Below are 24336 nucleotides of genomic sequence, written 5' to 3'. Positions count from 1 at the left end.
GTTCAGCAGCCGTGGACGCGCCAGGGGCCTCGTCGGCCCTCCCCGGCCCTCGTCGGCCCCCGGCGCGCTCGGTCACCACCTGTGCAGCCGAGTGACCCGCACCGATCCGATGCCGTTGACCCGGCTATGAAGAAGATCAGCGCACTCGTCGCGTTCACCCTGGCAGGCCTCGTACTCGCCGCCCCGGCCCACGCCGACGGCGACGGCGACGGCAACCGGGGCCGCATCACCATCGCCGGCCGGGACCTCACCACCACCAACCTCTGCAGGGAGGCACTCGGGCTCGTCCCGGTAGTCGCACCAGGGATCACCACCGAGGTGGACGCCGCCTGTTACGACCGCGACCACGTCGACGACACCCGCGACTAGTCCGAGCCCGTGCCCAAGTGCCGCTGAGGCATCACTTCGTGAGGTGCGTCGCCGCGAACATCCGCAGCACCACCGGAAGCACCACCACCGCCGGCCCGGGCTCGGAGAGCGCCTTCGACAGGTCGGCCTCCAGCGTCTCCGGGGTCGTACGGACCCCGGGGACCCCGAAGGACTCTGCCAGCGCCACATAGTCCGGCCGCGTCAGCTCCGTCGCCGTCGGCTCGCCGAAGGCGTCCGTCATGTACTCGCGCAGGATGCCGTAGCCGCCGTCGTCGACGATGAGCCAGGTGACGTTCAGGTCGTACTGGCGGGCCGTCGCGAGCTCGGCGATCGAGTACAGCGCGCCTCCGTCGCCGGACACCGCGAGCACCGGGCGCGTCGGGTCCGCGGCCGCCGCGCCGAGGGCCGCCGGGTAGCCGTAGCCGAGGCCGCCGGCGCCCTGGGCGGAGTGCAGGAGGTTGGGGCCCTTGGCGTCGAACGCCGACCAGGCCCAGTAGGCCAGGATGGTCATGTCCCAGAAGGACGGGGAGTCGGCGGGGAGGGCCCGCCGTACCGACGCCAGCACCTCCTGTTCCAGGGTGAGTTCCTGGGACGCGATGCGGTCGGTGACCTTCGCGAGGACCTCACGGACGCGCTCCGGCGCCGTCGCGTCCTCCCGCTCCGTCACCGTCTCCAGCAGCGCCTGCAAAGCGAGGCGCGCGTCCGCGTGGATGCCGAGCGCCGGGTGGTTGGACTCCAGCTTGCCCAGGTCCGCCTCGATCTGGATGACCCGGCCGCGCGGCTTGAACGTGTGGTAGTTGGAGGAGAGCTCGCCGAGGCCCGAGCCGACGACGAGCAGGACGTCCGCGTCCTCCAGGAAGTCCGTCGTGTGCCGGTCCTCGATCCAGGACTGGAGCGACAGCGGGTGCTTCCATGGGAACGCGCCCTTGCCGCCGGGCGTCGTGACGACCGGGGCCTGGAGCATCTCCGCCAGCTGCTTCAGCTTGCCGGACGCGTCCGCCCGTACCACTCCCCCGCCCGCGATGATCGCCGGGCGGGCGGCGCGGGACAGCAGGTCGGCCGCCACCGCCGTCAGTTCGGGGCGCGGCGGCAGCTCCTCGGGGAAGGCGTCGCCGCCCGTCACCACCGGGATCGACGTCTCGGCGAGCAGCACGTCCTGCGGGATCTCCACCCACACCGGTCCGTGCGGGGCCGTCAGCGCCGACTTCCAGGCCGCCTCGATCGCGGAGGGGATCTGGGACTGGGTGCGGACGGTGTGGACCGACTTCACCACGCCCCGGAACGAGGCTGCCTGGTCCGGGAGTTCGTGGAGGTAGCCGTGCCGGCCGCCACCCAGACCGGCGGTCGGGATCTGGCTGCTGATCGCCAGCACGGGGGCGCTCGCCGCGGCCGCCTCCTGGAGCGCGGCCAGCGAGGTCAGCGCGCCCGGCCCCGTCGAGAGCAGCAGCGGCGCCGCCTCGCCCGTGATCCGACCGTAGGCGTCCGCCGCGAACCCGGCGTTGTTCTCCACCCGCAGGCCGATGTACCGCAGGTCGGAGCGGCGCAGCGCGTCGAACATGCCCAGCGCGTGCTGGCCGGGCAGCCCGAAGACCGTCGTCGCGCCGAGCCCGGCCAGCGTCTCCACGACCAGGTCTCCGCCGTTTCGGCCGGCCGGAGGATTCAGGGCGGCGGCGATCTGCGCCTGAGTCGGGCGGAGCACCAGGTCGTGGTCGTGAGTCACTTCGCTTCCGAGTCCTTCCGGGCCGCCGCGATCTGGCGGGACATGATCGTGGTCAGTTCGTACGCCGTGTGGGACGCGGCCACCGACGTGATCTCGGCGTGATCGTACGCGGGCGCCACCTCGACGACGTCGGCCGAGACCAGGTTGCAGGACGCCAGGCCGCGCAGGATCTCCAGCAGCTCGCGGGAGGTCATGCCGCCCGCCTCGGGGGTGCCGGTGCCGGGCGCGTGGGCCGGGTCGAGGCAGTCGATGTCGATGGAGATGTAGAGGGGCCGGTCGCCGATGCGCTGGCGCAGCTGGTCGGCGACCTCGTCGGCGCCGCGGCGGTAGACGTCCGCCGAGGTGACGATGCCGAAGCCCATCTTCTCGTCGTCGGTCAGGTCCTGCTTGCCGTACAGCGGGCCGCGGATGCCGACGTGGGAGAGCGCCTCGGTGTCGAGGATGCCCTCCTCCACCGCGCGCCGGAAGGGCGTGCCGTGGGTGTACTCCGCGCCGAAGTACGTGTCCCAGGTGTCGAGGTGGGCGTCGAAGTGGAGCAGCGCCACCGGGCCGTGCTTCTTGGCGACCGAGCGGAGCAGCGGCAGCGCGATGGTGTGGTCGCCGCCGAGGGTCATCAGGCGGGCGCCGGTGCCGAGGAGCTCGTCGGCGGCCGCCTCTACGGTCTCCACGGCCTCGTTGATGTTGAACGGGTTGACGGCGATGTCGCCGCCGTCCGCCACCTGCGCCAGCGCGAACGGGGAGGCGTCCTGCGCCGGGTTGTACGGGCGCAGCAGCCGGGACGCCTCGCGGATGGCGTTGCCGCCGAAGCGGGCGCCCGGCCGGTACGAGACGCCCGAGTCGAACGGCACGCCGACCACGGCGACATCGGCGCGGCCGACCTCGTCGAGGCGCGGGAGCCGGGCGAAGGTCGCGGGTCCGGCGTACCGCGGGATGCGGGAGGAGTCGACGGGGCCGCGGGGCGTCTCGTTGCCAGTCATAGTGAAATGCCTTCTTTCCTACGCTTCGTCGCGTATGCGGGTTTTGCTCCTACGACTCTACTGGGGAGCCGGCACCGGTTCGGACACGAGTTCGGGAGCCCGCCCGGCGAGGCGCTCACGCCAGGCGGCGAGGACGGCCGCGTCGGTCGGCCTCGTCATCAAGGAGACGGCGATGTAGGCGGCGAGGGAAGACAGCAGGCCGTAGTAGACGGGCTCGTTGGCGAGAATGCCGTGGGTCGCCATCAGCGTGATCACCGCCACACCACCGACGACGACCGAGGCGAGCGCGCCCTGCACGGTTCCGCGCCGCCACAGCAGCCCGCCCAGGATCGGCACGAGCAGCCCGCCGACGAGCAGGTTGTAGGCGACGGTCAGCGCCTCGACGACGTTGTTCAGCGCGATGGCCGTACAGATCACGGCCACGCCCATGACCAGGATGAACGCGCGGTTGCCCTTGACCTCGTCGTGCGCTTCCGCATCCGGCCGTACGACTCCCCGCAGCCGCGACCAGATGTCGTTGTTGGCGACGGTCGCGCAGGCGATGAGCGCGCCGGAGGAGGTGGACATCACCGCGGCGAGGGCGGCGGCCAGCACCAACCCCCGGACGCCGACCGGGAGTTCGTCCTTGACGATGGTCGCGAAGGCGTCGTCCGCGCTGCCGAGCTTGGGGTAGAGCACCCGGGCGGCCGTACCGATGACGGCACCGGCGACGGCGTAGGCGAGGCAGTAGGTGCCGGCGACCGTGCCGCCCCACTTGGCGGTCCGGTCGCTGCGGGCGGTGAAGACGCGCTGCCAGATGTCCTGACCGATGAGCATGCCGAAGGTGTAGATGAGGACGTACGTGAAGATCGTCTCGCCGCCGATGCCCAGCGGGTCGAAGTACTCGGTCGGCAGCTGCGCCTTCATCTCGCTGAACCCGCCGGCCTTGACGACGGCGATGGGCAGCAGGAGCAGCAGCACGCCCACGGTCTTCACCACGAACTGCACCATGTCGGTGAGGGTGATCGACCACATGCCGCCGAGCGTCGAGTAGGCGACGACGATCGAGCCGCCGAGGACGATCGCGGCGGTGCGGTTCATGTCGAACAGGACGTCGAAGATCGTGGCGTACGCGATGGTCGACGTGACCGCGAGCATGAGGGTGTACGCCCACATCACGACACCGGAGATGACTCCGGCCCGGCCGCCGTAGCGCAGGTCGAGCATCTCGGAGACGGTGTAGACCTTGAGGCGGGCGATGCGGGCGGAGAAGAAGACCGACAGGGCGAGCAGTCCGAGCCCGATGGTGACCACCATCCAGGCGCCGGAGAGGCCGTACTGGTAGCCGAGCCCGACGCCGCCGATGGTGGAGGCGCCGCCGAGGACGATCGCCGCCATGGTGCCGGAGTACATCGTGGGGCCGAGCCGGCGCCCGGCGACCAGGAACTCGCTCTTGGACTTGGCGCGGCGCATGCCCCACCAGCCCATGGCCAGCATTCCGGCCAGGTAGACGACGATCACGGTGTAGTCGATAGCCACGGGGGCCCTCCTTCGCTCGGTCTCGCCGGCGGGTGACGTGGGTCGACACTAGGTGGCTGGAAAGCGACTGCGAAGTGTACGTTTCATCCACCTGCGGGCAGCTGTATGGAGGGAACGCACACATGCCGGAACCAACCGTTCCTCCCACCCCACCCGTCCCGCTCTCCGCCCTGCTGGCCCGGGAGGACCTGGCCCTGCGCCAGATCGCCGGGCCGTCCGACCCCGGCATCGTGATCCACTGGGCGCACACCTCGGAGATGGCCGATCCGTATCCCTATCTGCTGGGCGGTGAGCTGCTGCTGACGGCGGGCGTGCACGTCCCCGAGGCGGCGGGCTCGGGCACCTACTTCGACGACTACGTCTCCCGGATCGTGGCGGCGGGCGGCGCGGTGCTCGGCTTCGGGCTCGCTCCCGTCCACGACACGGTGCCGCGCGCGCTCGTGGCGGCCTGCGAGGCGTACGGGCTCCCGCTCCTGGAGGTCCCGCCGCAGACCACCTTCTCCGGCGTGGCCCGCGCGGTCTGGCAGCTGATGGCCCAGGCCCGCCACGCCGAACTGCGCCGCGTGACGGAGGCCCAGCAGAGTCTGGCGGCGGCCGCCTCGCGCCCGGATCCGGTCCGGGCGGTGCTGCGGCAGCTGGCGCAGCGGGTCGGGGGCTGGGCGGTGCTGTACGGGCCGGAGGGCGCGGCGCTCGGGGAGGCGGGGCGGGGGCCGGAGGACGCGGTGAGCGGGTCGCTGGCCGAGCTCGCGGCGGTCGTCCGTCCCTCCGGTCCGGGGACCCCCACGTCCGCCACCGACACCGCCCCCTCCGGCACCCACCTCGCCGCCTACGCCCTCGGCGCCGGTCGCGGCTTCGTCCTCGGCGTCGCCGCCCCGCGGCGCGACCCCGGCGACCACACCATCGCCTCCGTCGCCGCCGTGCTGCTGTCCCTCCTCACCGGCGAGCACCAGAGCGGCTCCGGAGCGGCCCGGTCCTCGGCGCTCGTACGGCTGCTGCTGGGCGCCGAGCCGCAGGCGGTGGCCCCGCTGCTGGGCGACGGCGACTGGCTCGTGGTCCACGGCCGCCCCGACGCCCAGCCCTGCGACCCGATGGCCGCGTCGGCGCTGGGCGCGGCGCTCGGCTCGCCGCTGGTCGACCTGGCGCGGGACGTCGTACGCGTCCTCGTCCCGGCGGACCGCGAACCGTCCCCGCAGCCCGGCTGGACCCTGGGCGTCAGCGCCCCCGCGACGGCGCCGGACTGGCCGGCCGCCGACACCCAGGCGGCCCGGGCGCTGTCCCGGGCGAGGGCGACCCGCACCCCCCTGTTCCGGCACGGCACGCACCGCCCGGCCCTAACCGACCTGCTCTCCCCCGACGAGGCGGAGGCCCACGCCCGCATCCTCCTCGCGCCCCTCACCGACCCGCTCACGGAGACCCTGCGCACCTGGCTCTCCCTGCACGGCAGTTGGGACCGTACGGCCGTCGCCCTGTCCGTCCACCGCAACACCGTCCGCCAGCGGATCGCCCGGTGCGCGGCGCTCCTCGGCACGGACCTGGACGACCCGGACGTACGCATGGAGTTGTGGTTCGCCCTGCGCCGCGCCGAACTGCCCGGCGGCGGGCGGCCGACCGCACAGTGACCCGCGTCGCACGCGCCCCGGACTCGGCCGTTCCCGCAGTTGTCTGCCTCACAATGGGGACCATGCCGATACCCGGGACACCCAGCCGCGCCGAGCTCGTCGACCACCTCGTCAGAACCCGTATCGCGGGCGACGTCGCCACTCCCCGCGAGAACAACCTCTCCCACTACCGCAAGCTGGCGAACGGCGACCGCCACTACTGGCTCGGCCTGGAGCTCGGTGACCGCTGGACCGACGAGCAGGACGTGCTCGCGGTGATGGCGGAGCGCGTCGGCGTGAACGACGACCCGGAGTACCGCCACGGCCAGGACACCATCGACCCCGAGCTGACGGTGGCCGCGCTGGAGCGGATGGCGGGCCGGCTGCGCAAGGCGGCGGAGGGCCGGCAGCGCGTCCTGTTCGCCACCGGCCACCCGGGCGGCCTGCTCGACGTCCACCACGCGACCGCCGCCGCTCTGCGCACGGCCGGCTGCGAGATCGTCGTCATCCCGGACGGCCTGCAGACGGACGAGGGGTACGTCATGCAGTTCGCGCACGTCGCGGTCCTGGAGCACGGCGCCACCCTCTGGCACACCCACTCCGGCGCCCCGATGAAGGCCATCCTGACGGGCCTCGAGCGCGAGGGACGTCCCCTGCCGGACCTGGTCGTGGCCGACCACGGCTGGGCGGGGTACGCCGGGCAGCACGGTGTCGACTCCGTCGGGTACGCGGACTGCAACGACCCGGCGCTGTTCCTCGCGGAGGCGGAGGGGACGGTGCAGGTGGTGGTGCCGCTCGACGACCATGTGGTGAGCCCTCGGTACTACGACCCGATGACGGCGTTCCTGCTGGCGGAGGCAGGGCTGGCCTAGGCGCCGGCGGCCGCTGCACAGCCTTCCTCATGCCGCCTTTAGGTCAAGACTCGGTAAAGTGGCGCGCGTGATCATTGCTGTTGCGCCCGAGGTGCCCGTCGGCGGAGTCGCCGGCTGGGCCGCCGGTCTGATGGAGAAGCTGGGCGGTCCGGGCGCCGGGCTGGCCATCGCCCTGGAGAACGTGTTCCCGCCGCTGCCGAGCGAGGTGATCCTGCCGCTGGCGGGGTTCACGGCGAGCCAGGGCCGCATGGACGTCGTCGCCGCCGTCGCCTGGACCACGGCGGGTTCGGTGGCGGGCGCACTGGCCCTGTATCTGCTCGGCGCGCTCTTCGGCCGCGAGCGGCTGATCGCGGTGGCGGCGCGGCTGCCCCTGGTGAAGGCCGCAGACGTGGAACGGACCGAGGCGTGGTTCCTCCGGCACGGCACCAAGGCCGTGTTCTTCGGCCGCTTCGTGCCCGTCTTCCGCAGCCTGATCTCGATACCGGCCGGAGTCGAACGCATGCGGCTCCCCGTGTTCCTCGCCCTCACCACGGCGGGCAGCCTCGTATGGAACACCGCTTTCATAGCCGCCGGTTACGCCCTCGGCGCCCACTGGCACGAGGTCAGCGATCTGGTGGGGCTCTATTCCAAGGTCATCGCGGTGGTCGTGGCCGTGGTGGGCCTGGGATTCATCGGCATACGACTCTCACGGTCGGGGCGGGAGCGGCAGCGGCAAGAGGCGGGTTGAGCAGCGCCCACCCTCCTGTCCCCGTCACCGAGGTACCCGCACCACACCTTCCTGGATCACCGACACCGCGAGCCGCCCGTCCTGCGTGTAGATCCGCGCCTGCCCGAGCCCGCGCCCGCCGTGGGCCGACGGTGACTCCTGGTCGTACAGCAGCCACTCGTCCGCGCGGAACGGACGGTGGAACCACATCGCGTGGTCCAGCGAGGCCCCGACCACGTCCCCGACGGCCCAGCCGCCCCGCCCATGGGCGAGCAGCACCGAGTCGAGCAGGGTCATGTCGGAGACGTACGTGGCGAGGACGACGTGCAGCAGCGGGTCGTCGGCCAGCTTGCCGTTGGTGCGGAACCAGACCTGGGAGTGCGGTTCGCGGGGCTCGCCGAACCTGCCGTACGGCGGCTCGTCGACGTAGCGCAGATCGACCGCCTGGCGTGCCTCCAGGAACCTCTCGACGACCGCCGGGTCGAGGTGGTCGTACCCGCGCAGCCGCTCCTGGGAAGTGGGCAGCGTGGCCGGGTCGGGCGCGGGCGGCATCGGGGTCTGGTGGTCGAGGCCCTCCTCGTACGCCTGGAAGGACGCCGAGAGGGAGAAGATCGGCCTGCCGTGCTGGACCGCCACCACGCGGCGGGTGGTGAAGGAGCGGCCGTCACGGATGCGCTCGACGGTGTAGACGATGGGCGCACCCGGGTCGCCCATGCGCAGGAAGTACGCGTGCAGCGAGTGGGCGTGCCGGTCCTCCGGGACCGTACGCCCGGCGGCGACCAGCGCCTGGGCCGCCACCTGTCCGCCGAAGACGCGCGGGACGACGGCGGACCGGGACTGGCCGCGGAAGATGTTCTCCTCGATCTGCTCCAGGTCGAGCAGATCGAGGAGATCCTGTAGTGCCTGGCTCATGGCAGACAGTTGTACCCGCCAGTCATTTCCTGGGTTCGGCGGACCTTACAGGCCCATGTCCTTGGCGATGATCGTCTTCATGATCTCGCTGGTGCCGCCGTAGATGCGGTTGACGCGGTTGTCCGCGTACAGGCGGGCGATCGGGTACTCGTTCATGAAGCCGTAGCCGCCGTGCAGCTGGAGGCAGCGGTCGATCACACGGTGGGCGACCTCGGTGCAGAACAGCTTGGCGGAGGCGGCCTCGGCCGGGGTCAGCTCGCCCGCGTCCAGCGCCTCCAGCGCGCGGTCGGCGACGGCCTCGGCCGCGTCGACCTCGGCCTGGCAGGCGGCCAGCTCGAACTTGGTGTTCTGGAAGTGGGCGACCGGCTTGCCGAAGACGGTGCGCTCCTGGACGTACTGCTTGGCGAACCGGACGGCGGCCTTGGCCTGGGCGTAGGCACCGAAGGCGATGCCCCAGCGCTCGGAGGCCAGGTTGTGGCCGAGGTAGTAGAAGCCCTTGTTCTCCTCGCCGAGGAGGTCCTCGACCGGGACCTTCACGTCGACGAACGCCAGCTCGGCGGTGTCGGAGGTCTTCAGTCCCAGCTTGTCCAGCTTGCGGCCGACGGAGTAGCCCTCGGACTTGGTGTCCACGGCGAACAGGGAGATGCCGTGGCGGCGGTCCTCGGCCGTCGGGGCGGCGGTGCGGGCGCAGACGATCACGCGGTCGGCGTGCACGCCACCGGTGATGAAGGTCTTGGCGCCGTTGAGGACGTAGTGGGTGCCGTCCTCGGAGAGCTTGGCGGTGGTCTTCATGCCCGCAAGGTCGGAGCCGGTGCCCGGCTCGGTCATCGCGAGAGCCCACATCTCCTCACCGGAGACGAACTTCGGCAGGAACCGCTTCTTCTGCTCGTCGGTGGCGAGCATCTTGATGTACGGCAGGCCGAGCAGCACGTGCACGCCGGAGCCGCCGAACTGGACACCCGCGCGGGCGGTCTCCTCGTACATGATGGCTTCGAACTTGTACGAGTCGATGCCGGCGCCGCCGTACTCCTCGTCGACGCGGATGCCGAAGACGCCGAGCTCGGCGAGCTTGTAGTAGAAGTCGCGCGGCGCCTGGCCGGCGGCGAACCACTCGTCGTAGACCGGGACGACCTCGGCCTCGATGAAGGCGCGGATGGTCTCCCGGAACGCCTCATGGTCCTCGTTGAACACAGTACGGCGCACGCCGCCGCCCTCCTTTGCGCCTAAACCGGCGCCGCTCTCGCGTACCTGGTTGCTCGCCGTCCGGGTTCCTCAATCGATGGTTGCGGCCCCATTGGCTAAGCGCTTGCTCACCAACCGTACCGGCGAGTATCCACAGGCGTCCAGAGGTCAAGGTCCGTAACGCTCGTCACGCTCGTCACGCTCAGAGGCGTACGTCGGCCCGGTGCTCGTAGTCGAGCCCGTGCTCGGCACAGGGCTGCCCCGCTTCACGCGGGCAGATCATCGAGTACGCGGTGACCCGCGCGCGGTACACCCGCCAGGGCGAGGGGGCGCGCACCTCTTCCGGAGCGAGCGCGCGGCCACCGCGGCCGGCGGGGCCCGGGATGACGCTCAGGGCGTCCAGCGCCTCGTCCCCGTCCAGCTCCGCCGCCGTGGCGGTCAGGTACAGCGCGCGCGAACCCGCCGTGCCGACCGGGGCGCGGGAGTCGTGGATGACGATGCCGACCCGGGGCTCGTGGGCGATGTTGCGGGAGTGCGTGACCTCGGGGGACGAGACCCAGTAGAAGTCCCGGCCGTCCGCGGTGGAGTAGAAGACCGGCGCCGCCCAGGGGGCGCCGTCGGGGCCCGTCGTGGCCAGCACCATGTACATGTTGCCGTCGATGATCGCCCGTGCGGCACTACGGGCGTTCGCGGTTTCCCCGGCCATACGTCCCCCTCGTTCGGCTCACGAGGCGACCACTGTACGGCGGCCGCGAGGAGGAACTACTCGGCTCCCGCCGCCCCGAACGCCCCCCGGGCCATCCGGTGCAGCAGTTCCGCCGTCGCCCCCCGCCCCGGCAGCGACCCCGGCCGCCCCAGGTGCGGTGTCGAGTTCAGCAGCCCGAACACCGAGTGCACGGCCGAGCGGGCCGTCGGCTCCGTCAGCTCCGGGTACACCTTGCGGACCACCTCCACCCACAGCTCGACGTACTGCCGCTGCAGCTGCCGTACGAGCTTGCGGTCGCTGTCGCGGAGGCGGTCCAGCTCACGGTCGTGCAGGGTGATGAGGGGACGGTCGTCGAGGGCGAAGTCGATGTGGCCCTCGATGAGGGAGTCCAGGACCGCCTCCGGCGGCACCCCGTCGGCCTCCGCGAGGCGCCGCTTGGCCCCCGTCAGCAGCTGGCCGCTGATGCCGACCAGGAGCTCGGCGAGCATCGCGTCCTTGCCGGCGAAGTGCCGGTAGAGACCGGGGCCGCTGATGCCCACGGCGGCGCCTATCTCGTCGACACCGACGCCGTGGAAACCGCGCTCGGCGAAGAGCCGCGCGGCCTCCTTGAGGATCTGTTCGCGGCGGGTCGGGGCGTCGGTTCTGGTGGCCATGGAAGCAATTCTAGACAGGGAGGTTAGCGGTCGTTAACCTGAAGGAAATGCGTTAACGCTCATTAACTGGTGGACCACTGGTGAGGGGACCGCAGGATGCACGAGGCACCGGAGCTTCACAGCGCGGCAGATCCCGCGTCGGAGGCCTGGCGAGCCAACGAGGAGGCCCATCGGGCGCTCGCGGAGGAGCTGCGCGGCAAGCTCGCCGCCGCCCGGATGGGAGGCGGGGAGAAGGCGCGCGCCCGGCACACCGCGCGCGGCAAGCTGCTGCCCAGGGACCGCGTCGACACCCTTCTCGACCCCGGCTCCCCCTTCCTGGAGCTCGCTCCCCTCGCCGCCGACGGCCTGTACGACGGCCAGGCCCCGGCGGCCGGTGTCATCGCGGGGATCGGCCGGGTCAGCGGGCGCGAGTGCGTGATCGTCGCCAATGACGCCACGGTCAAGGGCGGGACGTACTACCCGATGACCGTGAAGAAGCACCTGCGCGCACAAGAGGTGGCCCTGGAGAACCGGCTGCCTTGTCTCTACCTCGTCGACTCCGGCGGCGCCTTCCTGCCCATGCAGGACGAGGTGTTCCCGGACCGCGAGCACTTCGGGCGGATCTTCTACAACCAGGCCCGGATGTCGGGCGCCGGGATCCCGCAGATCGCGGCCGTGCTCGGTTCGTGCACCGCGGGCGGCGCCTATGTCCCCGCCATGAGCGACGAGGCCGTCATCGTCCGCAACCAGGGCACGATCTTCCTCGGCGGTCCTCCGCTGGTGAAGGCCGCCACCGGTGAGGTCGTCACGGCCGAGGAGCTCGGCGGCGGCGACGTCCACGCGCGCGTGTCGGGTGTCACCGACCATCTCGCCGAGGACGACGCGCACGCCCTCCGTATCGTCCGGAACATCGTCGCCACGCTCCCCGCGCGCGGGTCCCTGTCGTGGGAGGTCCGGCCCGCCGTCGAGCCCAAGGTCGACCCCTACGGTCTCTACGGCGCCGTCCCCGTCGACTCCCGCACCCCCTACGACGTACGCGAGATCATCGCGCGCGTGGCCGACGGCTCCCGTTTCGCGGAGTTCAAGGCCGAGTTCGGCCAGACCCTCGTCACCGGCTTCGCCCGCATCCACGGCCACCCGGTCGGCATCGTCGCCAACAACGGCATCCTGTTCTCCGAGTCGGCCCAGAAGGGCGCCCACTTCATCGAGCTGTGCGACCAGCGCGGGATTCCGCTGGTGTTCCTGCAGAACATCTCCGGGTTCATGGTCGGCAAGGACTACGAGGCGGGCGGCATCGCCAAGCACGGCGCCAAGATGGTGACGGCCGTCGCCTGCACGCGCGTGCCGAAGCTGACGGTCGTGGTCGGCGGCTCGTACGGCGCGGGCAACTACTCGATGTGCGGTCGGGCCTACTCCCCCCGCTTCCTGTGGATGTGGCCCAACGCCAAGATCTCCGTCATGGGCGGTGAGCAGGCGGCCTCCGTCCTCGCGACCGTCAAGCGGGACCAGATCGAGGCGCGCGGCGAGTCCTGGCCGGTGGCGGACGAGGAGACCTTCAAGGCGCCGATCCGGGAGCAGTACGAGCGCCAGGGCAACGCCTACTACGCCACCGCCCGGCTCTGGGACGACGGGGTCATCGACCCGCTGGAGACCCGTCAGGTGCTGGGCCTCGCCCTGACCGCCTGTGCCAACGCGCCGCTGGGTGAGCCCCAGTTCGGCGTCTTCCGGATGTGAGGGGGACGGAACCCATGTTTGACACAGTGCTCGTGGCCAACCGGGGCGAGATCGCCGTCCGGGTCGTCCGGACGCTCCGCTCGCTGGGCGTACGCTCCGTGGCCGTCTTCTCGGACGCGGACGCCGACGCGCGGCACGTCCGGGAGGCCGACACGGCGGTACGGATCGGTCCGGCGCCGGCGGCCGAGAGCTATCTGTCCGTGGAGCGGATCCTGGAGGCCGCCGCACGTACCGGCGCCCAGGCCGTCCACCCCGGATACGGCTTCCTCGCGGAGAACGCGGCCTTCGCACGCGCGTGCGCCGACGCCGGGCTCGTCTTCATCGGGCCGACCGCCGACGCCATCTCCCTGATGGGCGACAAGATCCGCGCGAAGGAGACGGTGAAGGCGGCCGGGGTTCCGGTGGTGCCCGGCTCCAGCGGCAGCGGGCTGACGGACGCCGAACTGGCGGACGCGGCCCGGGAGATCGGCATGCCCGTGCTGCTCAAGCCCTCCGCCGGCGGTGGCGGCAAGGGCATGCGGCTGGTGCGGGACCCGGAGCGGCTGGCGGACGAGATCGCCGCCGCCCGCCGCGAGGCCCGCGCCTCCTTCGGCGACGACACCCTCCTCGTCGAGCGCTGGGTCGACCGGCCCCGGCACATCGAGATCCAGGTGCTGGCCGACGGCCACGGCAATGTCGTCCACCTCGGCGAGCGCGAGTGCTCCCTCCAGCGCCGGCACCAGAAGATCATCGAGGAGGCGCCCAGTGTGCTCCTCGACGAGGCCACGCGCGCGGCGATGGGCGAGGCCGCCGTGCAGGCGGCCCGCTCGTGCGGCTACCGGGGCGCCGGCACGGTGGAGTTCATCGTGCCGGGCGGGGATCCCGCTCAGTACTACTTCATGGAGATGAACACCCGCCTCCAGGTGGAGCACCCGGTCACCGAGCTCATCACCGGCCTCGACCTGGTGGAGTGGCAGCTGCGGGTGGCGTCCGGCGAGCGACTCGGCTTCACACAGGACGAGATCCGGCTGACCGGTCACGCCATCGAGGCCCGCGTCTGCGCCGAGGACCCCGCTCGCGGATTCCTCCCGGCGGGCGGCACGGTCCTCAAGCTCCATGAACCCCAGGGCGACGGCATCCGCACCGACTCCGGACTCAGCGAGGGCACGGAGGTCGGCTCGCTGTACGACCCGATGCTGTCCAAGGTGATCGCGTACGGGCCGGACCGGGAGACGGCGATCCGCAAGCTCCGGGCGGCCCTCGCCGAGACGGTCACGCTGGGCGTGCAGACGAACGCCGGGTTCCTGCGGCGGCTGCTCGCGCATCCGGCGGTGGTGGCGGGCGAGTTGGACACGGGGCTGGTCGAGCGGGTAGTGGACGGCCTGGTCTCCACGGACGTACCCGACGAGGTCTACGAGGCGGCAGCGGCCGTACGCCTGGAGGCGCTGCGGCCGCGGGGCGACGGCTGGACGGACCCGTTCTCGGTGCCGAGCGGCTGGCGGCTCGGCGGGGCGGCGAAGCCCGTCGGCTTCCACCTCCGTGTGCAGGACCCGTTGGAGTACGTCCCGCGGGGCTCCGCCGCCGTCACGGACGACCAGGTGTCCGTCACCCTCGACGGCGTCCGCCACACCTTCCACCGCGCCACCCTGCCGGACGGCACCTGGCTCGGCCGCGACGGCGACGCCTGGCACGTGCGGGACCACGACCCGGTCGCCGCGTCCCTCACGCGCGCGGCGCACGCCGGGGCCGACTCGCTCACGGCGCCCATGCCGGGGACGGTGACGGTGGTGAAGGTCGCCGTAGGGGACGAAGTGACGGCGGGCCAGAGCCTGCTGGTGGTGGAGGCGATGAAGATGGAGCACGTCATCTCCGCCCCGCACGCCGGCACGGTCGCCCAACTGGACGTGACGCCGGGCACGACGGTCGCCATGGACCAGGTGCTCGCCGTCATCACGCCCGCGGAGTCCACGGAGGAGGAGACGGCATGAGCAGCACGCCCGAACTCGGCCTCCCCATGGCCGTACCAGCGACCCCGGCTTTGCCCGCCCGCGTCCGCATCCACGAGGTCGGCGCCCGCGACGGCCTGCAGAACGAGAAGTCCACGGTGCCGACGGAGGTGAAGGCGGAGTTCGTCCGCCGCCTGGCCGACGCCGGCCTGACGACGATCGAGGCGACGAGCTTCGTCCACCCCAAGTGGGTGCCCCAGCTCGCCGACGCCGAGCAGCTGTTCCCGCAGGTCTCCGACCTCCCCGTGGACCTGCCCGTCCTCGTCCCCAACGAGCGCGGACTGGACCGGGCGCTCGCCCTCGGCGCCCGCCGGGTCGCCGTCTTCGCCAGCGCCACCGAGTCCTTCGCGAAGGCCAACCTCAACCGCACGGTGGACGAGGCGCTGGCCATGTTCGAGCCGGTGGTCGCCCGGGCGAAGGCGAGCGGGGGCCATGTGCGCGGGTATCTGTCCATGTGCTTCGGCGACCCCTGGGAGGGTCCGGTGCCGGTCCCTCAGGTCGTGCGCGTGTGCCGGGCCCTGCTGGACATGGGCTGCGACGAGCTCAGCCTCGGCGACACGATCGGCGTCGCGACACCGGGGCATGTCCAGACCCTGCTCACCCGACTCGACGAGGCCGGGGTGCCGACCTCCGCACTCGGCGTCCACTTCCACGACACCTACGGCCAGGCCCTTGCCAACACCCTGGCCGCACTCCAGCACGGCGTCACGACCGTCGACGCCTCCGCCGGCGGCCTCGGCGGCTGCCCGTACGCCAAGTCCGCCACCGGCAACCTCGCCACCGAAGACCTCGTGTGGATGCTGCGGGGCCTCGGCATCGACACCGGAGTCGACCTCGGCCGCCTCGTCGCCACGAGCGCGTGGATGGCCGAACAACTGGGCCGACCCAGCCCGTCCCGCACCGTCCGAGCCCTCTCCCACAAGGAGCGCTGAACAGCCATGGACCACCGTCTCTCCCCCGAACTGGAGGAACTCCGCCGCACGGTGGAGGCGTTCGCCCACGATGTCGTGGCGCCGAAGATCGGCGAGTTCTACGAGCATCACGAGTTCCCGTACGAGATCGTGCGGGAGATGGGCCGCATGGGTCTGTTCGGCCTGCCGTTCCCGGAGGAGTACGGCGGCATGGGCGGCGACTACCTGGCGCTCGGCGTGGCGCTGGAGGAGCTGGCCCGGGTGGACTCCTCGGTCGCCATCACGCTGGAGGCCGGTGTATCACTGGGCGCCATGCCGGTCCATCTCTTCGGCACGGAGGAGCAGAAGCGGCAGTGGCTGCCGCGGCTGTGCTCCGGCGAGATCCTGGGCGCCTTCGGGCTCACGGAACCCGACGGCGGCTCCGACGCGGGCGCGACCCGTACGACGGCCCGCCTCGACCCCGACACGAACGAATGGGTGATCAACGGCACCAAGTGCTTCATCACCAACTCCGGTACGGACATCACGGGTCTGGTCACGGTCACGGCGGTCACCGGCCGCAAGCCCGACGGCAGGCCGCGGATCTCCGCGATCATCGTCCCGTCCGGCACCCCCGGCTTCACGGTCGCGGCCCCCTACTCCAAGGTCGGCTGGAACGCCTCCGACACCCGCGAGCTGTCCTTCGCGGACGTCCGCGTCCCGGCGGCCAACCTCCTCGGTGAAGAGGGCCGCGGCTACGCGCAGTTCCTGCGCATCCTGGACGAGGGCCGCATCGCCATCGCTGCGCTGGCGACGGGCCTGGCACAGGGCTGCGTCGACGAGTCGGTGAAGTACGCCAAGGAACGCCACGCCTTCGGCCGCCCCATCGGCGCCAACCAGGCCATCCAGTTCAAGATCGCCGACATGGAGATGAAGGCCCACACGGCCCGCCTGGCCTGGCGCGACGCGGCCTCGCGTCTCGTGGCCGGGGAACCCTTCAAGAAGGAGGCGGCCCTGGCGAAGCTCTACTCGTCGACGATCGCCGTCGACAACGCCCGCGACGCGACCCAGATCCACGGCGGCTACGGCTTCATGAACGAGTACCCGGTCGCCCGCATGTGGCGCGACTCCAAGATCCTGGAGATCGGCGAGGGCACGAGCGAGGTCCAGCGGATGCTGATCGCGCGGGAACTGGGGCTCGTGGGCTGAGCCCACCGTTCACCGGAGCGAGGCTCAACAACCCTTGATTGCAAGGGGGTTGGGCCTCGCCGGTCGTATATGGCGGCTGCACAGTCCGCGCACAACTTCGATCACAAGGGCCCCCACCCCCTGGACATCAGCTGAGGTTAGGCTAACCTACCTTCGAATTGTCCGACGGGTGATCCGCCCTGTTCGAAAGCAGCGTACCCATGCCCAACGCCAGAGCCACCCACCTCACCCGCCGCGGCATCCTCGCCGCGGGCGGCGCCCTCGGCCTCGGGGCCGTGCTCGCGGCCTGCGGAGACGACGACGCGAAAAGCGAGGGCGCCGGCGAGGCCACGACTGCTGCCAAGTCCGGCCCCTGGACGTTCAAGGACGACCGCGGCACCACCGTGAAGCTCGACAAGGTCCCGACGAAGATCGTCGCCTTCGTCGGTGTCGCGGCCGCCCTCTACGACTACGGCATCGAGATCAAGGGCGTCTTCGGCCCCACCAAGACGCAGGACGGCAAGGCCGACGTCCAGGCCGGCGACATGGACGTCAGCAAGCTGACGGTCTTCGGCAACGTCTGGGACCAGTTCAACGTCGAGCAGTACGCGGCGTTCGCCCCCGAGGTCCTCATCTCCACGACCTTCGACAGCGCCGGCACCCTCTGGTACGTCCCCGAGGCGTCCAAGGACAAGATCGCCAAGCTCGCTCCGAGCGCCGCGATCTCCGTCTACGACCGCCAGCTGACCAAGCCGCTTCAGCGGATGTGGGAGCTGGCCGAGTCCCTCGGCGCGGACATGAAGGCCGACAAGGTCGTCCAGTCCAAGAAGGACTTCGAGGCGGCGGCCGAGCGGCTGCGCAAGGCCGCGAAGGCCCGTCCCGAGATCAAGGTGATGGCCGGTTCCGCCAGCCAGGACCTGTTCTACGTCTCCGGCACCAACCTCTCCATCGACCTGGAGTACTTCAAGGCGCTCGGCGTGAACTTCGTCGAGCCGCCGGAGAGCGCGAAGAAGCAGGGCGGTGGCTGGTTCGAGTCGCTGAGCTGGGAGAACGTCGACAAGTACCCGGCCGACGTCATCATGATGGACGACCGGTCCTCGACGATTCAGCCCGCTGACATCACTGAGGCGACCTGGAAGAAGCTGCCGGCGGTGAAGGCGGGGCAGGTTATTGCTCGGTCGCCGGAGCCGATTCTGTCTTACGACAAGTGCACGCCGCTGCTGACGAGCCTTGCCGAGGCCATCGAGAAGGCCAAGAAGGTCGCCTAGACAAGGGCCACTTGAGGTGGTGGGGCGACTGCGGGCCAAGTTGTGGCTGGTCGCGCAGTTCCCCGCGCCCCTAGGTAGGCGCACCTGACGTCGATTCAGGAGTTATCCCATGACTACGGCCGTGGCCGCCCCGTTCCGTTTCTTTGCCCTGCAGGTTGTACGGACCCGGCGGCTCGGGCCGTCCATGGTGCGGGTCACCTTCGGCGGGGACGATCTGCAGTACTTCTTCTCCGAGGGACGGGACCAGTCCCTCTCGCTCTTCCTGCCACACCCGGGCCAGACCGAGCCGCAGGTCCCCCTCGAGCTCGGCGACGGATGGTGGCAGGGCTGGCGTGAACTGCCCGACGATGTACGGGCCGTGATGCGGTCGTACACGCTTCGGGCCCTGCGCCGGAACCCCGACGAGATCGACATCGACTTCGTCCTGCACACCCCGGCCGGCCCCGCCTCCCGGTGGGCCTCCCGAGCCGTCGCCGGCGACCGGGTCCTGCTGCTCGGGCCCGCGATCGCCGACAACCGGGCCATCAGGTTCCGGCCGCCGGAGGACGCCGACCTGGTGGTGATCTGGGGCGACGAGACCGCCGTACCCGCCGTCTCCGCCATCCTCGAGTCCCTGCCCGCCGGGACGCGAGCCCGGGTCTGGCTGGAGGTGCGCGACGCCGGGGACATCCAGGATCTGGCGAGCGAGGCGGACGCCGAGATCACCTGGCTCGTACGGGAAGACGGGCTCGACGCCATCCGCGCCGCCCAACTCCCGCCCGCCGAGCGGCCGTACGTCTGGATCGCCGGTGAGTCCGGCTGCGTGAAGGCGCTGCGCCGGCACTTCATCGGTGAGCGCGGGATCGACCGTCGCCGGGTGAAGTTCGTCGGCTACTGGCGGCATGGGATGACCGAGGAAGAGCTGCGCGCCGCCGAGTAGTTGACTCTGGGACCGGAGTGATCACGGTCACGGTCGAGGCTACCCTCATTCCGAGTTGCTTAGGTTAGGCTAACCTAAGTTGCACCCCTCAAGCTGCACCCCGCACTTCACGGCCCGTCCCCACCGGAGGACCTCCCCATGCGCTCGCACCTGCTCAATGACACGACCGCGGAGCAGTACCGCCGCTCCGTGACCGAAGGAATCGAGCGGGTGGCCGCCAAACTCGCCGCCACCGACCGTCCGTTCACCGGCGTCACGGTCGACGCCCTCGCCCCCGCCATCGACGCGATCGACCTCGACAAGCCGCTGCTCGACACCGCCGCGGTCCTCGACGAGCTGGAGGACGTCTACCTCCGGGACGCGATCTACTTCCACCACCCCCGCTACCTCGCCCACCTCAACTGCCCGGTCGTCATCCCGGCCGTACTCGGCGAGGCGGTCCTCTCCGCGGTCAACTCCTCCCTCGACACCTGGGACCAGTCGGCCGGCGGCACCCTGATCGAGCGCAAGCTCATCGACTGGACGACGGCCCGAATAGGTCTCGGCGAGAACGCCGACGGTGTCTTCACCTCGGGCGGCACGCAGTCCAACCTCCAGGCGCTGCTGCTGGCCCGCGAGGAGGCCAAGACCGACTCGTTCGCCAAACTGCGCATCTTCGCCTCCGAGGTCAGCCACTTCAGCGTGAAGAAGTCCGCGAAACTGCTGGGCCTCGGCCAGGACTCCGTGGTCTCCATCCCGGTCGACCACGACAAGCGCATGCAGACCGTCGCCCTCGCCCGCGAACTGGAGCGCTGCCGCCGCGACGGCCTCGTCCCCATGGCCGTCGTCGCCACCGCCGGCACCACCGACTTCGGCTCCATCGACCCGCTGCCCGAGATCGCCGAGCTGTGCGAGCAGTTCGACACCTGGATGCACGTGGACGCGGCGTACGGCTGCGGGCTGCTCGCCAGCCTCAAGTACCGGGACCGCATCGACGGCATCGAGCGCGCCGACTCGGTCACCGTCGACTACCACAAGTCCTTCTTCCAGCCGGTGAGTTCCTCGGCCGTGCTGGTCCGCGACGCCTCGACCCTGCGGCACGCCACCTACCACGCGGAGTACCTCAACCCGCGCCGGATGGTGCAGGAGCGCATCCCCAACCAGGTCGACAAGTCCCTGCAGACCACTCGCCGTTTCGACGCGCTCAAGCTGTGGATGACCCTGCGGGTGATGGGCGCCGACGGCATCGGGCAGCTCTTCGACGAGGTCTGCGACCTGGCCGTGGAGGGCTGGAAGCTGCTGGCCGCCGACCCCCGCTTCGACGTCGTCGTCGAGCCGACCCTGTCCACCCTGGTCTTCCGCTACATCCCGGCGGCCGTCACCGACCCCGCCGAGATCGACCGCGCCAACCTCTACGCCCGCAAGGCCCTGTTCGCCTCCGGCGACGCGGTGGTCGCGGGCACGAAGGTCCAGGGCCGCCACTACCTGAAGTTCACCTTGCTCAACCCCGAGACGACGACCGAAGACATCGCCGCCGTCCTCGACCTGATCGCCGGCCACGCCGAGCAGTACCTGGGAGAGTCCCTTGACCGCGCGTCCTGAAAACCCGACCAGAACCCATGACTTCGTGGGGATCGGGCTCGGCCCGTTCAACCTCGGCCTCGCCTGCCTGACCGAGCCGATCGACGAGCTCGACGGCGTCTTCCTGGAGTCGAAGCCCGACTTCGAGTGGCACGCCGGGATGTTCCTGGACGGCGCCCACCTCCAGACCCCGTTCATGTCGGACCTGGTCACCCTCGCCGACCCGACCTCGCCGTACTCCTTCCTCAACTACCTGAAGGAGAAGGGCCGGCTGTACTCGTTCTACATCCGCGAGAACTTCTATCCGCTGCGGGTCGAGTACGACGACTACTGCCGCTGGGCCGCGAACAAGCTGAGCAGCATCCGCTTCAGCACGACGGTGACGGAGGTGACGTACGAGGACGGCGTCTACGTCGTGCAGACCGCCGCCGGTGACACGTACCGCGCCCGCCACCTCGTCCTCGGCACCGGCACCCCGCCCCACATACCCGAGGCGTGCCAGGGTCTGGGCGGCGACTTCATCCACAACTCCCGCTATCTGCAGCACAAGGCGGAGCTGCAGAAGAAGGAGTCGATCACGCTCGTCGGCTCGGGCCAGTCGGCCGCAGAGATCTACTACGACCTGCTCAGCGAGATCGACGTCCACGGCTACCGGCTGAACTGGGTCACCCGCTCCCCGCGCTTCTTCCCGCTGGAGTACACCAAGCTCACGCTGGAGATGACGTCGCCGGAGTACGTCGACTACTTCCGCGAGCTGCCGGAGTCCACCCGCTACCGGCTCACCGCCGAGCAGAAGGGCCTGTTCAAGGGCATCGACGGCGACCTGATCAACGAGATCTTCGACCTGCTCTACCAGAAGAACCTCGGCGGCCCGGTCCCGACCCGGCTGCTCACCAACTGCTCGCTGAACAGCGCGCGGTACGAGAACGGCACGTACACCCTGTCCTTCCGCCAGGAGGAGCAGGAGAAGGACTTCGACATCGAGTCGCAGGGCCTGGTGCTGGCCACCGGCTACAAGTACGCCGAGCCGGAGTTCCTGAAGCCCGTGCGCGACCGCCTGGTCTACGACTCCCAGGGCAACTTCGACGTCGCCCGCAACTACGCCATCGACGTCACCGGCCGCGGCGTGTTCCTGCAGAACGCCGGAGTCCACACGCACAGCATCACCAGCCCGGACCTGGGCATGGGCCCGTACCGGAACGCGTACATCATCCGCGAGCTGCTCGGCACCGAGTACTACCCGGTCGAGAAGACGATCGCGTTCCAGGAGTTCGCCGTATGAGCACCACCGACACAGGCACCTTCACCTTCCGCCTCCTCGACCCTCTCAAGGACGCCGAGCTGCTGCACCACTGGGTCACCCACCCCAAGGCGGCCTTCTGGATGATGCAGGACGCGAGCCTGGTGGACGTCGAGCGCGCCTACATGGAGATCGCGGCAGACGAGCACCACCACGCGCTGCTCGGCCTTCAGGACGGCGAACCGGCCTTCCTGATGGAGTACTACGACCCCGCCCACCGCGAACTGGTCGGCCTGTACGAGCCGCAGCCGGGCGACATCGGCATGCACTTCCTCACGCCGCCCACCGACAAGCCCGTCCGCGGCTTCACCCGGTCCGTCATCACCGCCGTGATGGCGCACCTCTTCGAGGACCCCGCGGTGCAGCGGGTCGTCGTCGAGCCGGACGTGGCCAACAAGGCCGTGCACGCCCTGAACGAGGCCGTCGGGTTCGTGCCCGAGCGGGAGATCCAGAAGCCGGAGAAGAAGGCGCTGCTGAGCTTCTGCACGCGTGAGCAGTTCCTGGCCGCCATAGGAGTAGCCGTATGACCCTGTCCGACGCCGTAGCGCATCTGTCCCCCCACCGCTGGGCGCGGGCCAACCGCCTCCTGATCCGCAAGGCGCTCGCCGAGTTCGCGCACGAGCGCCTCATCACGCCGGAGGCCACCGGCGACGGCACGTACGTCGTCCGCAGCGACGACGGCCTGACCCGGTACGCCTTCACGGCCGTGCTGCGCGCCCTCGACCACTGGCAGGTCGACGCCGACTCGATCACCCGCACCCGCGACGGCGCCGAACTCCCGCTCGCCGCCCTGGACTTCTTCATCGAGCTGCAGAAGTCCCTGGGCCTGAGCGACGAGATCCTGCCGGTCTACCTGGAGGAGATCTCCTCCACCCTCTCCGGCACCTGCTACAAGCTCACCAAGCCGCAGATCCCGGTCGCCGAGCTGGCGAAGTCCGGCTTCCAGGCCATCGAGACCGGCATGACCGAGGGCCACCCCTGCTTCGTCGCCAACAACGGGCGGCTCGGCTTCGGCATCCACGAGTACCTGTCGTACGCCCCCGAGACCGCGAGCCCGGTCCGGCTCGTCTGGCTCGCGGCCCACCGCTCGCGTGCCGCCTTCACGGCCGGTGTCGGCATCGAGTACGAGTCCTTCGTGCGCCAGGAGCTCGGCGAGGAGACCGTCGAGCGCTTCTACGACGTCCTGCGCGACCAGGACCTCGATCCCGCCGACTACCTCCTCATCCCTGTCCACCCCTGGCAGTGGTGGAACAAGCTCACCGTCACCTTCGCCGCCGAGGTCGCCCAGCAGCATCTGGTCTGCCTGGGCGAGGGCGACGACGAGTACCTGGCCCAGCAGTCCATCCGGACCTTCTTCAACCGGACCAGCCCCGAGAAGCACTACGTCAAGACGGCCCTGTCCGTCCTCAACATGGGCTTCATGCGCGGACTGTCGGCCGCCTACATGGAGGCCACACCCGCCATCAACGACTGGCTGGCCCAGCTCATAGACAACGACCCGGTCCTGAAGTCCACCGGCCTGTCGATCATCCGCGAGCGCGCCGCCGTCGGCTACCGGCACCTGGAGTACGAGAAGGCGACGGACCGCTACTCGCCGTACCGCAAGATGCTGGCGGCCCTGTGGCGCGAGAGCCCGGTCGCCTCGCTCCAGGACGGCGAGTCGCTGGCCACCATGGCCTCCCTCGTCCACGTCGACCACGAGGGCGCGTCCTTCCCGGGCGCGCTGATCGAACAGTCGGGTCTCACGCCGACGGAGTGGCTGCGCCGCTACCTGCGCGCGTACTTCACCCCGCTCCTGCACAGCTTCTACGCCTACGACCTGGTGTTCATGCCGCACGGCGAGAACGTCATCCTCGTCCTCAAGGACGGCGTCGTCGAGCGCGCGATCTACAAGGACATCGCCGAGGAGATCGCCGTCATGGACCCGGACGCGGTGCTGCCGCCGACGGTCGAGCGGCTGCGCGTGGACGTCCCTGAGGACAAGAAGCTCCTGTCCATCTTCACGGACGTCTTCGACTGCTTCTTCCGCTTCCTCGCCGCGAACCTCGCCGCCGAGGGGATCCTGGAGGAGGACGACTTCTGGCGGACGGTCGCGGACGTCACCCGCGAGTACCAGGAGTCGGTGCCCGAACTCGCCGACAAGTTCAAGCAGTACGACATGTTCGCCCCCGAGTTCGCCCTGTCCTGCCTCAACCGCCTCCAACTGCGCAACAACAAGCAGATGGTGGACCTGGCGGACCCGGCGGGCGCCCTCCAGCTGGTCGGCAACCTGAAGAACCCCATCGCAGGGCTGTAGCGGG

The 24336-nt window shown here is 70.5% G+C and carries 21 protein-coding genes; 14 read left to right on the top strand and 7 right to left on the bottom strand.

All coding sequences use genetic code 11. From position 1 onward, the window contains the following. The first annotated feature begins 126 nt into the window (after window positions 1-126). Entirely contained in the window at window positions 127-369 is a 243-nt protein-coding gene (locus tag ACZ7L6_RS29075; protein WP_471928903.1) for a hypothetical protein, read from the top strand. A gap of 31 nt (window positions 370-400) precedes the next feature. Here ACZ7L6_RS29075 and ACZ7L6_RS29070 read toward each other — a convergent pair whose 3' ends face one another. The 3 genes from ACZ7L6_RS29070 to ACZ7L6_RS29060 are packed head-to-tail and all read right to left on the bottom strand — an operon-like array spanning window position 401 to window position 4584. Then, window positions 401-2089: a thiamine pyrophosphate-binding protein gene (locus ACZ7L6_RS29070; RefSeq protein WP_471928901.1), complete on the bottom strand. Its 1689-nt coding sequence runs from the start codon at window positions 2087-2089 to the stop codon at window positions 401-403. Continuing rightward, window positions 2086-3066 (bottom strand): agmatinase, encoded by a 981-nt coding sequence (gene speB / locus ACZ7L6_RS29065; protein WP_433040711.1) that lies wholly within the window; start codon window positions 3064-3066, stop codon window positions 2086-2088. The genes ACZ7L6_RS29070 and speB overlap by 4 nt, the downstream gene beginning before the upstream one ends. A 57-nt stretch (window positions 3067-3123) precedes the next feature. Further along, window positions 3124-4584, bottom strand: a complete 1461-nt coding sequence (locus tag ACZ7L6_RS29060; protein WP_471928899.1) for a sodium:solute symporter family protein — start codon at window positions 4582-4584, stop codon at window positions 3124-3126. 122 nt (window positions 4585-4706) lie between these two features. On the opposite strand from ACZ7L6_RS29060, the gene ACZ7L6_RS29055 reads away from it, so the two are divergent. The 3 genes from ACZ7L6_RS29055 (at window position 4707) to ACZ7L6_RS29045 (ending at window position 7781) form a co-directional block, all read left to right on the top strand. Beyond that, the gene (locus ACZ7L6_RS29055) at window positions 4707-6203 is read left to right on the top strand and encodes a PucR family transcriptional regulator (RefSeq protein ID WP_471928897.1); all 1497 of its coding nucleotides are present in this window, start codon (window positions 4707-4709) and stop codon (window positions 6201-6203) included. A 62-nt stretch (window positions 6204-6265) separates the two neighbouring features. Further along, window positions 6266-7054 (top strand): phosphatase, encoded by a 789-nt coding sequence (locus ACZ7L6_RS29050; protein ID WP_471928895.1) that lies wholly within the window; start codon window positions 6266-6268, stop codon window positions 7052-7054. A 130-nt stretch (window positions 7055-7184) separates the two neighbouring features. Then, the gene (locus ACZ7L6_RS29045; protein ID WP_471929069.1) at window positions 7185-7781 is read left to right on the top strand and encodes a DedA family protein; all 597 of its coding nucleotides are present in this window, start codon (window positions 7185-7187) and stop codon (window positions 7779-7781) included. A 24-nt stretch (window positions 7782-7805) separates the two neighbouring features. Here ACZ7L6_RS29045 and tesB read toward each other — a convergent pair whose 3' ends face one another. The 4 genes from tesB to ACZ7L6_RS29025 all read right to left on the bottom strand — a co-directional run bounded on the left by tesB (window position 7806) and on the right by ACZ7L6_RS29025 (window position 11213). Continuing rightward, complete coding sequence (gene tesB, locus ACZ7L6_RS29040) at window positions 7806-8672, bottom strand: acyl-CoA thioesterase II (protein WP_471928893.1); 867 nt, start codon at window positions 8670-8672, stop codon at window positions 7806-7808. Window positions 8673-8717: 45 nt separating this feature from the next. Continuing rightward, window positions 8718-9875 (bottom strand): acyl-CoA dehydrogenase family protein, encoded by a 1158-nt coding sequence (locus ACZ7L6_RS29035; RefSeq protein WP_471928891.1) that lies wholly within the window; start codon window positions 9873-9875, stop codon window positions 8718-8720. Window positions 9876-10056: 181 nt separating this feature from the next. Further along, on the bottom strand, window positions 10057-10560 hold the full coding sequence (locus ACZ7L6_RS29030) for a pyridoxamine 5'-phosphate oxidase family protein (protein ID WP_471928889.1): 504 nt from the start codon (window positions 10558-10560) through the stop codon (window positions 10057-10059). A 56-nt stretch (window positions 10561-10616) separates the two neighbouring features. Further along, window positions 10617-11213, bottom strand: coding sequence for an SACE_7040 family transcriptional regulator (locus ACZ7L6_RS29025; protein WP_471928887.1), 597 nt, complete (start codon window positions 11211-11213; stop codon window positions 10617-10619). 96 nt (window positions 11214-11309) lie between these two features. Here ACZ7L6_RS29025 and ACZ7L6_RS29020 point away from each other — a divergent pair, with 96 nt between their 5' ends. The 10 genes from ACZ7L6_RS29020 to ACZ7L6_RS28975 all read left to right on the top strand — a co-directional run bounded on the left by ACZ7L6_RS29020 (window position 11310) and on the right by ACZ7L6_RS28975 (window position 24332). Continuing rightward, window positions 11310-12926: a carboxyl transferase domain-containing protein gene (locus ACZ7L6_RS29020; RefSeq protein ID WP_471928885.1), complete on the top strand. Its 1617-nt coding sequence runs from the start codon at window positions 11310-11312 to the stop codon at window positions 12924-12926. A 14-nt stretch (window positions 12927-12940) separates the two neighbouring features. Next, complete coding sequence (locus tag ACZ7L6_RS29015) at window positions 12941-14893, top strand: acetyl/propionyl/methylcrotonyl-CoA carboxylase subunit alpha (protein ID WP_471928883.1); 1953 nt, start codon at window positions 12941-12943, stop codon at window positions 14891-14893. Then, window positions 14890-15843, top strand: a complete 954-nt coding sequence (locus tag ACZ7L6_RS29010; RefSeq protein WP_471928881.1) for a hydroxymethylglutaryl-CoA lyase — start codon at window positions 14890-14892, stop codon at window positions 15841-15843. The genes ACZ7L6_RS29015 and ACZ7L6_RS29010 overlap by 4 nt, the downstream gene beginning before the upstream one ends. 6 nt (window positions 15844-15849) lie before the next feature. Further along, entirely contained in the window at window positions 15850-17010 is a 1161-nt protein-coding gene (locus ACZ7L6_RS29005; RefSeq protein WP_471928879.1) for an acyl-CoA dehydrogenase family protein, read from the top strand. 200 nt (window positions 17011-17210) lie between these two features. Further along, window positions 17211-18257 (top strand): ABC transporter substrate-binding protein, encoded by a 1047-nt coding sequence (locus ACZ7L6_RS29000; RefSeq protein ID WP_471928877.1) that lies wholly within the window; start codon window positions 17211-17213, stop codon window positions 18255-18257. A 109-nt stretch (window positions 18258-18366) separates the two neighbouring features. Then, a complete protein-coding gene (locus ACZ7L6_RS28995) occupies window positions 18367-19176 on the top strand; it encodes a siderophore-interacting protein (RefSeq protein ID WP_471928875.1) in 810 nt (269 codons plus the stop codon). 138 nt (window positions 19177-19314) lie between these two features. Further along, window positions 19315-20757: a lysine decarboxylase DesA gene (gene desA, locus ACZ7L6_RS28990; protein ID WP_471928873.1), complete on the top strand. Its 1443-nt coding sequence runs from the start codon at window positions 19315-19317 to the stop codon at window positions 20755-20757. After that, complete coding sequence (locus tag ACZ7L6_RS28985; RefSeq protein WP_471928871.1) at window positions 20741-22018, top strand: lysine N(6)-hydroxylase/L-ornithine N(5)-oxygenase family protein; 1278 nt, start codon at window positions 20741-20743, stop codon at window positions 22016-22018. Before desA ends, ACZ7L6_RS28985 begins: the two co-directional genes overlap by 17 nt. After that, window positions 22015-22563, top strand: coding sequence for a GNAT family N-acetyltransferase (locus ACZ7L6_RS28980; protein WP_471928869.1), 549 nt, complete (start codon window positions 22015-22017; stop codon window positions 22561-22563). The genes ACZ7L6_RS28985 and ACZ7L6_RS28980 overlap by 4 nt, the downstream gene beginning before the upstream one ends. Beyond that, window positions 22560-24332, top strand: coding sequence for an IucA/IucC family protein (locus ACZ7L6_RS28975; protein WP_471928867.1), 1773 nt, complete (start codon window positions 22560-22562; stop codon window positions 24330-24332). Before ACZ7L6_RS28980 ends, ACZ7L6_RS28975 begins: the two co-directional genes overlap by 4 nt. The last annotated feature ends 4 nt before the right edge of the window (window positions 24333-24336 follow it).

The sequence above is a fragment of the Streptomyces sp. NPDC107522 genome (assembly GCF_055657525.1).
This window is presented reverse-complemented; position numbering and strand designations above follow the sequence as displayed.

Excerpts from the sequence above, each read along its gene's own strand:
- ACZ7L6_RS28980 (WP_471928869.1), top strand. The coding sequence starts at position 22,015 with ATGAGCACCACCGACACAGGCACCTTCACCTTCCGCCTCCTCGACCCT.
- ACZ7L6_RS29010 (WP_471928881.1), top strand. The coding sequence starts at position 14,890 with ATGAGCAGCACGCCCGAACTCGGCCTCCCCATGGCCGTACCAGCGACC.
- desA (WP_471928873.1), top strand. The coding sequence starts at position 19,315 with ATGCGCTCGCACCTGCTCAATGACACGACCGCGGAGCAGTACCGCCGC.
- ACZ7L6_RS28975 (WP_471928867.1), top strand. The coding sequence starts at position 22,560 with ATGACCCTGTCCGACGCCGTAGCGCATCTGTCCCCCCACCGCTGGGCG.
- ACZ7L6_RS28995 (WP_471928875.1), top strand. The coding sequence starts at position 18,367 with ATGACTACGGCCGTGGCCGCCCCGTTCCGTTTCTTTGCCCTGCAGGTT.
- ACZ7L6_RS29025 (WP_471928887.1), bottom strand. The coding sequence starts at position 11,213 with ATGGCCACCAGAACCGACGCCCCGACCCGCCGCGAACAGATCCTCAAG.
- ACZ7L6_RS29055 (WP_471928897.1), top strand. The coding sequence starts at position 4,707 with ATGCCGGAACCAACCGTTCCTCCCACCCCACCCGTCCCGCTCTCCGCC.
- speB (WP_433040711.1), bottom strand. The coding sequence starts at position 3,066 with ATGACTGGCAACGAGACGCCCCGCGGCCCCGTCGACTCCTCCCGCATC.
- tesB (WP_471928893.1), bottom strand. The coding sequence starts at position 8,672 with ATGAGCCAGGCACTACAGGATCTCCTCGATCTGCTCGACCTGGAGCAG.
- ACZ7L6_RS29000 (WP_471928877.1), top strand. The coding sequence starts at position 17,211 with ATGCCCAACGCCAGAGCCACCCACCTCACCCGCCGCGGCATCCTCGCC.
- ACZ7L6_RS29020 (WP_471928885.1), top strand. The coding sequence starts at position 11,310 with ATGCACGAGGCACCGGAGCTTCACAGCGCGGCAGATCCCGCGTCGGAG.
- ACZ7L6_RS29005 (WP_471928879.1), top strand. The coding sequence starts at position 15,850 with ATGGACCACCGTCTCTCCCCCGAACTGGAGGAACTCCGCCGCACGGTG.
- ACZ7L6_RS29050 (WP_471928895.1), top strand. The coding sequence starts at position 6,266 with ATGCCGATACCCGGGACACCCAGCCGCGCCGAGCTCGTCGACCACCTC.
- ACZ7L6_RS29030 (WP_471928889.1), bottom strand. The coding sequence starts at position 10,560 with ATGGCCGGGGAAACCGCGAACGCCCGTAGTGCCGCACGGGCGATCATC.
- ACZ7L6_RS29075 (WP_471928903.1), top strand. The coding sequence starts at position 127 with ATGAAGAAGATCAGCGCACTCGTCGCGTTCACCCTGGCAGGCCTCGTA.
- ACZ7L6_RS29015 (WP_471928883.1), top strand. The coding sequence starts at position 12,941 with ATGTTTGACACAGTGCTCGTGGCCAACCGGGGCGAGATCGCCGTCCGG.
- ACZ7L6_RS29045 (WP_471929069.1), top strand. The coding sequence starts at position 7,185 with ATGGAGAAGCTGGGCGGTCCGGGCGCCGGGCTGGCCATCGCCCTGGAG.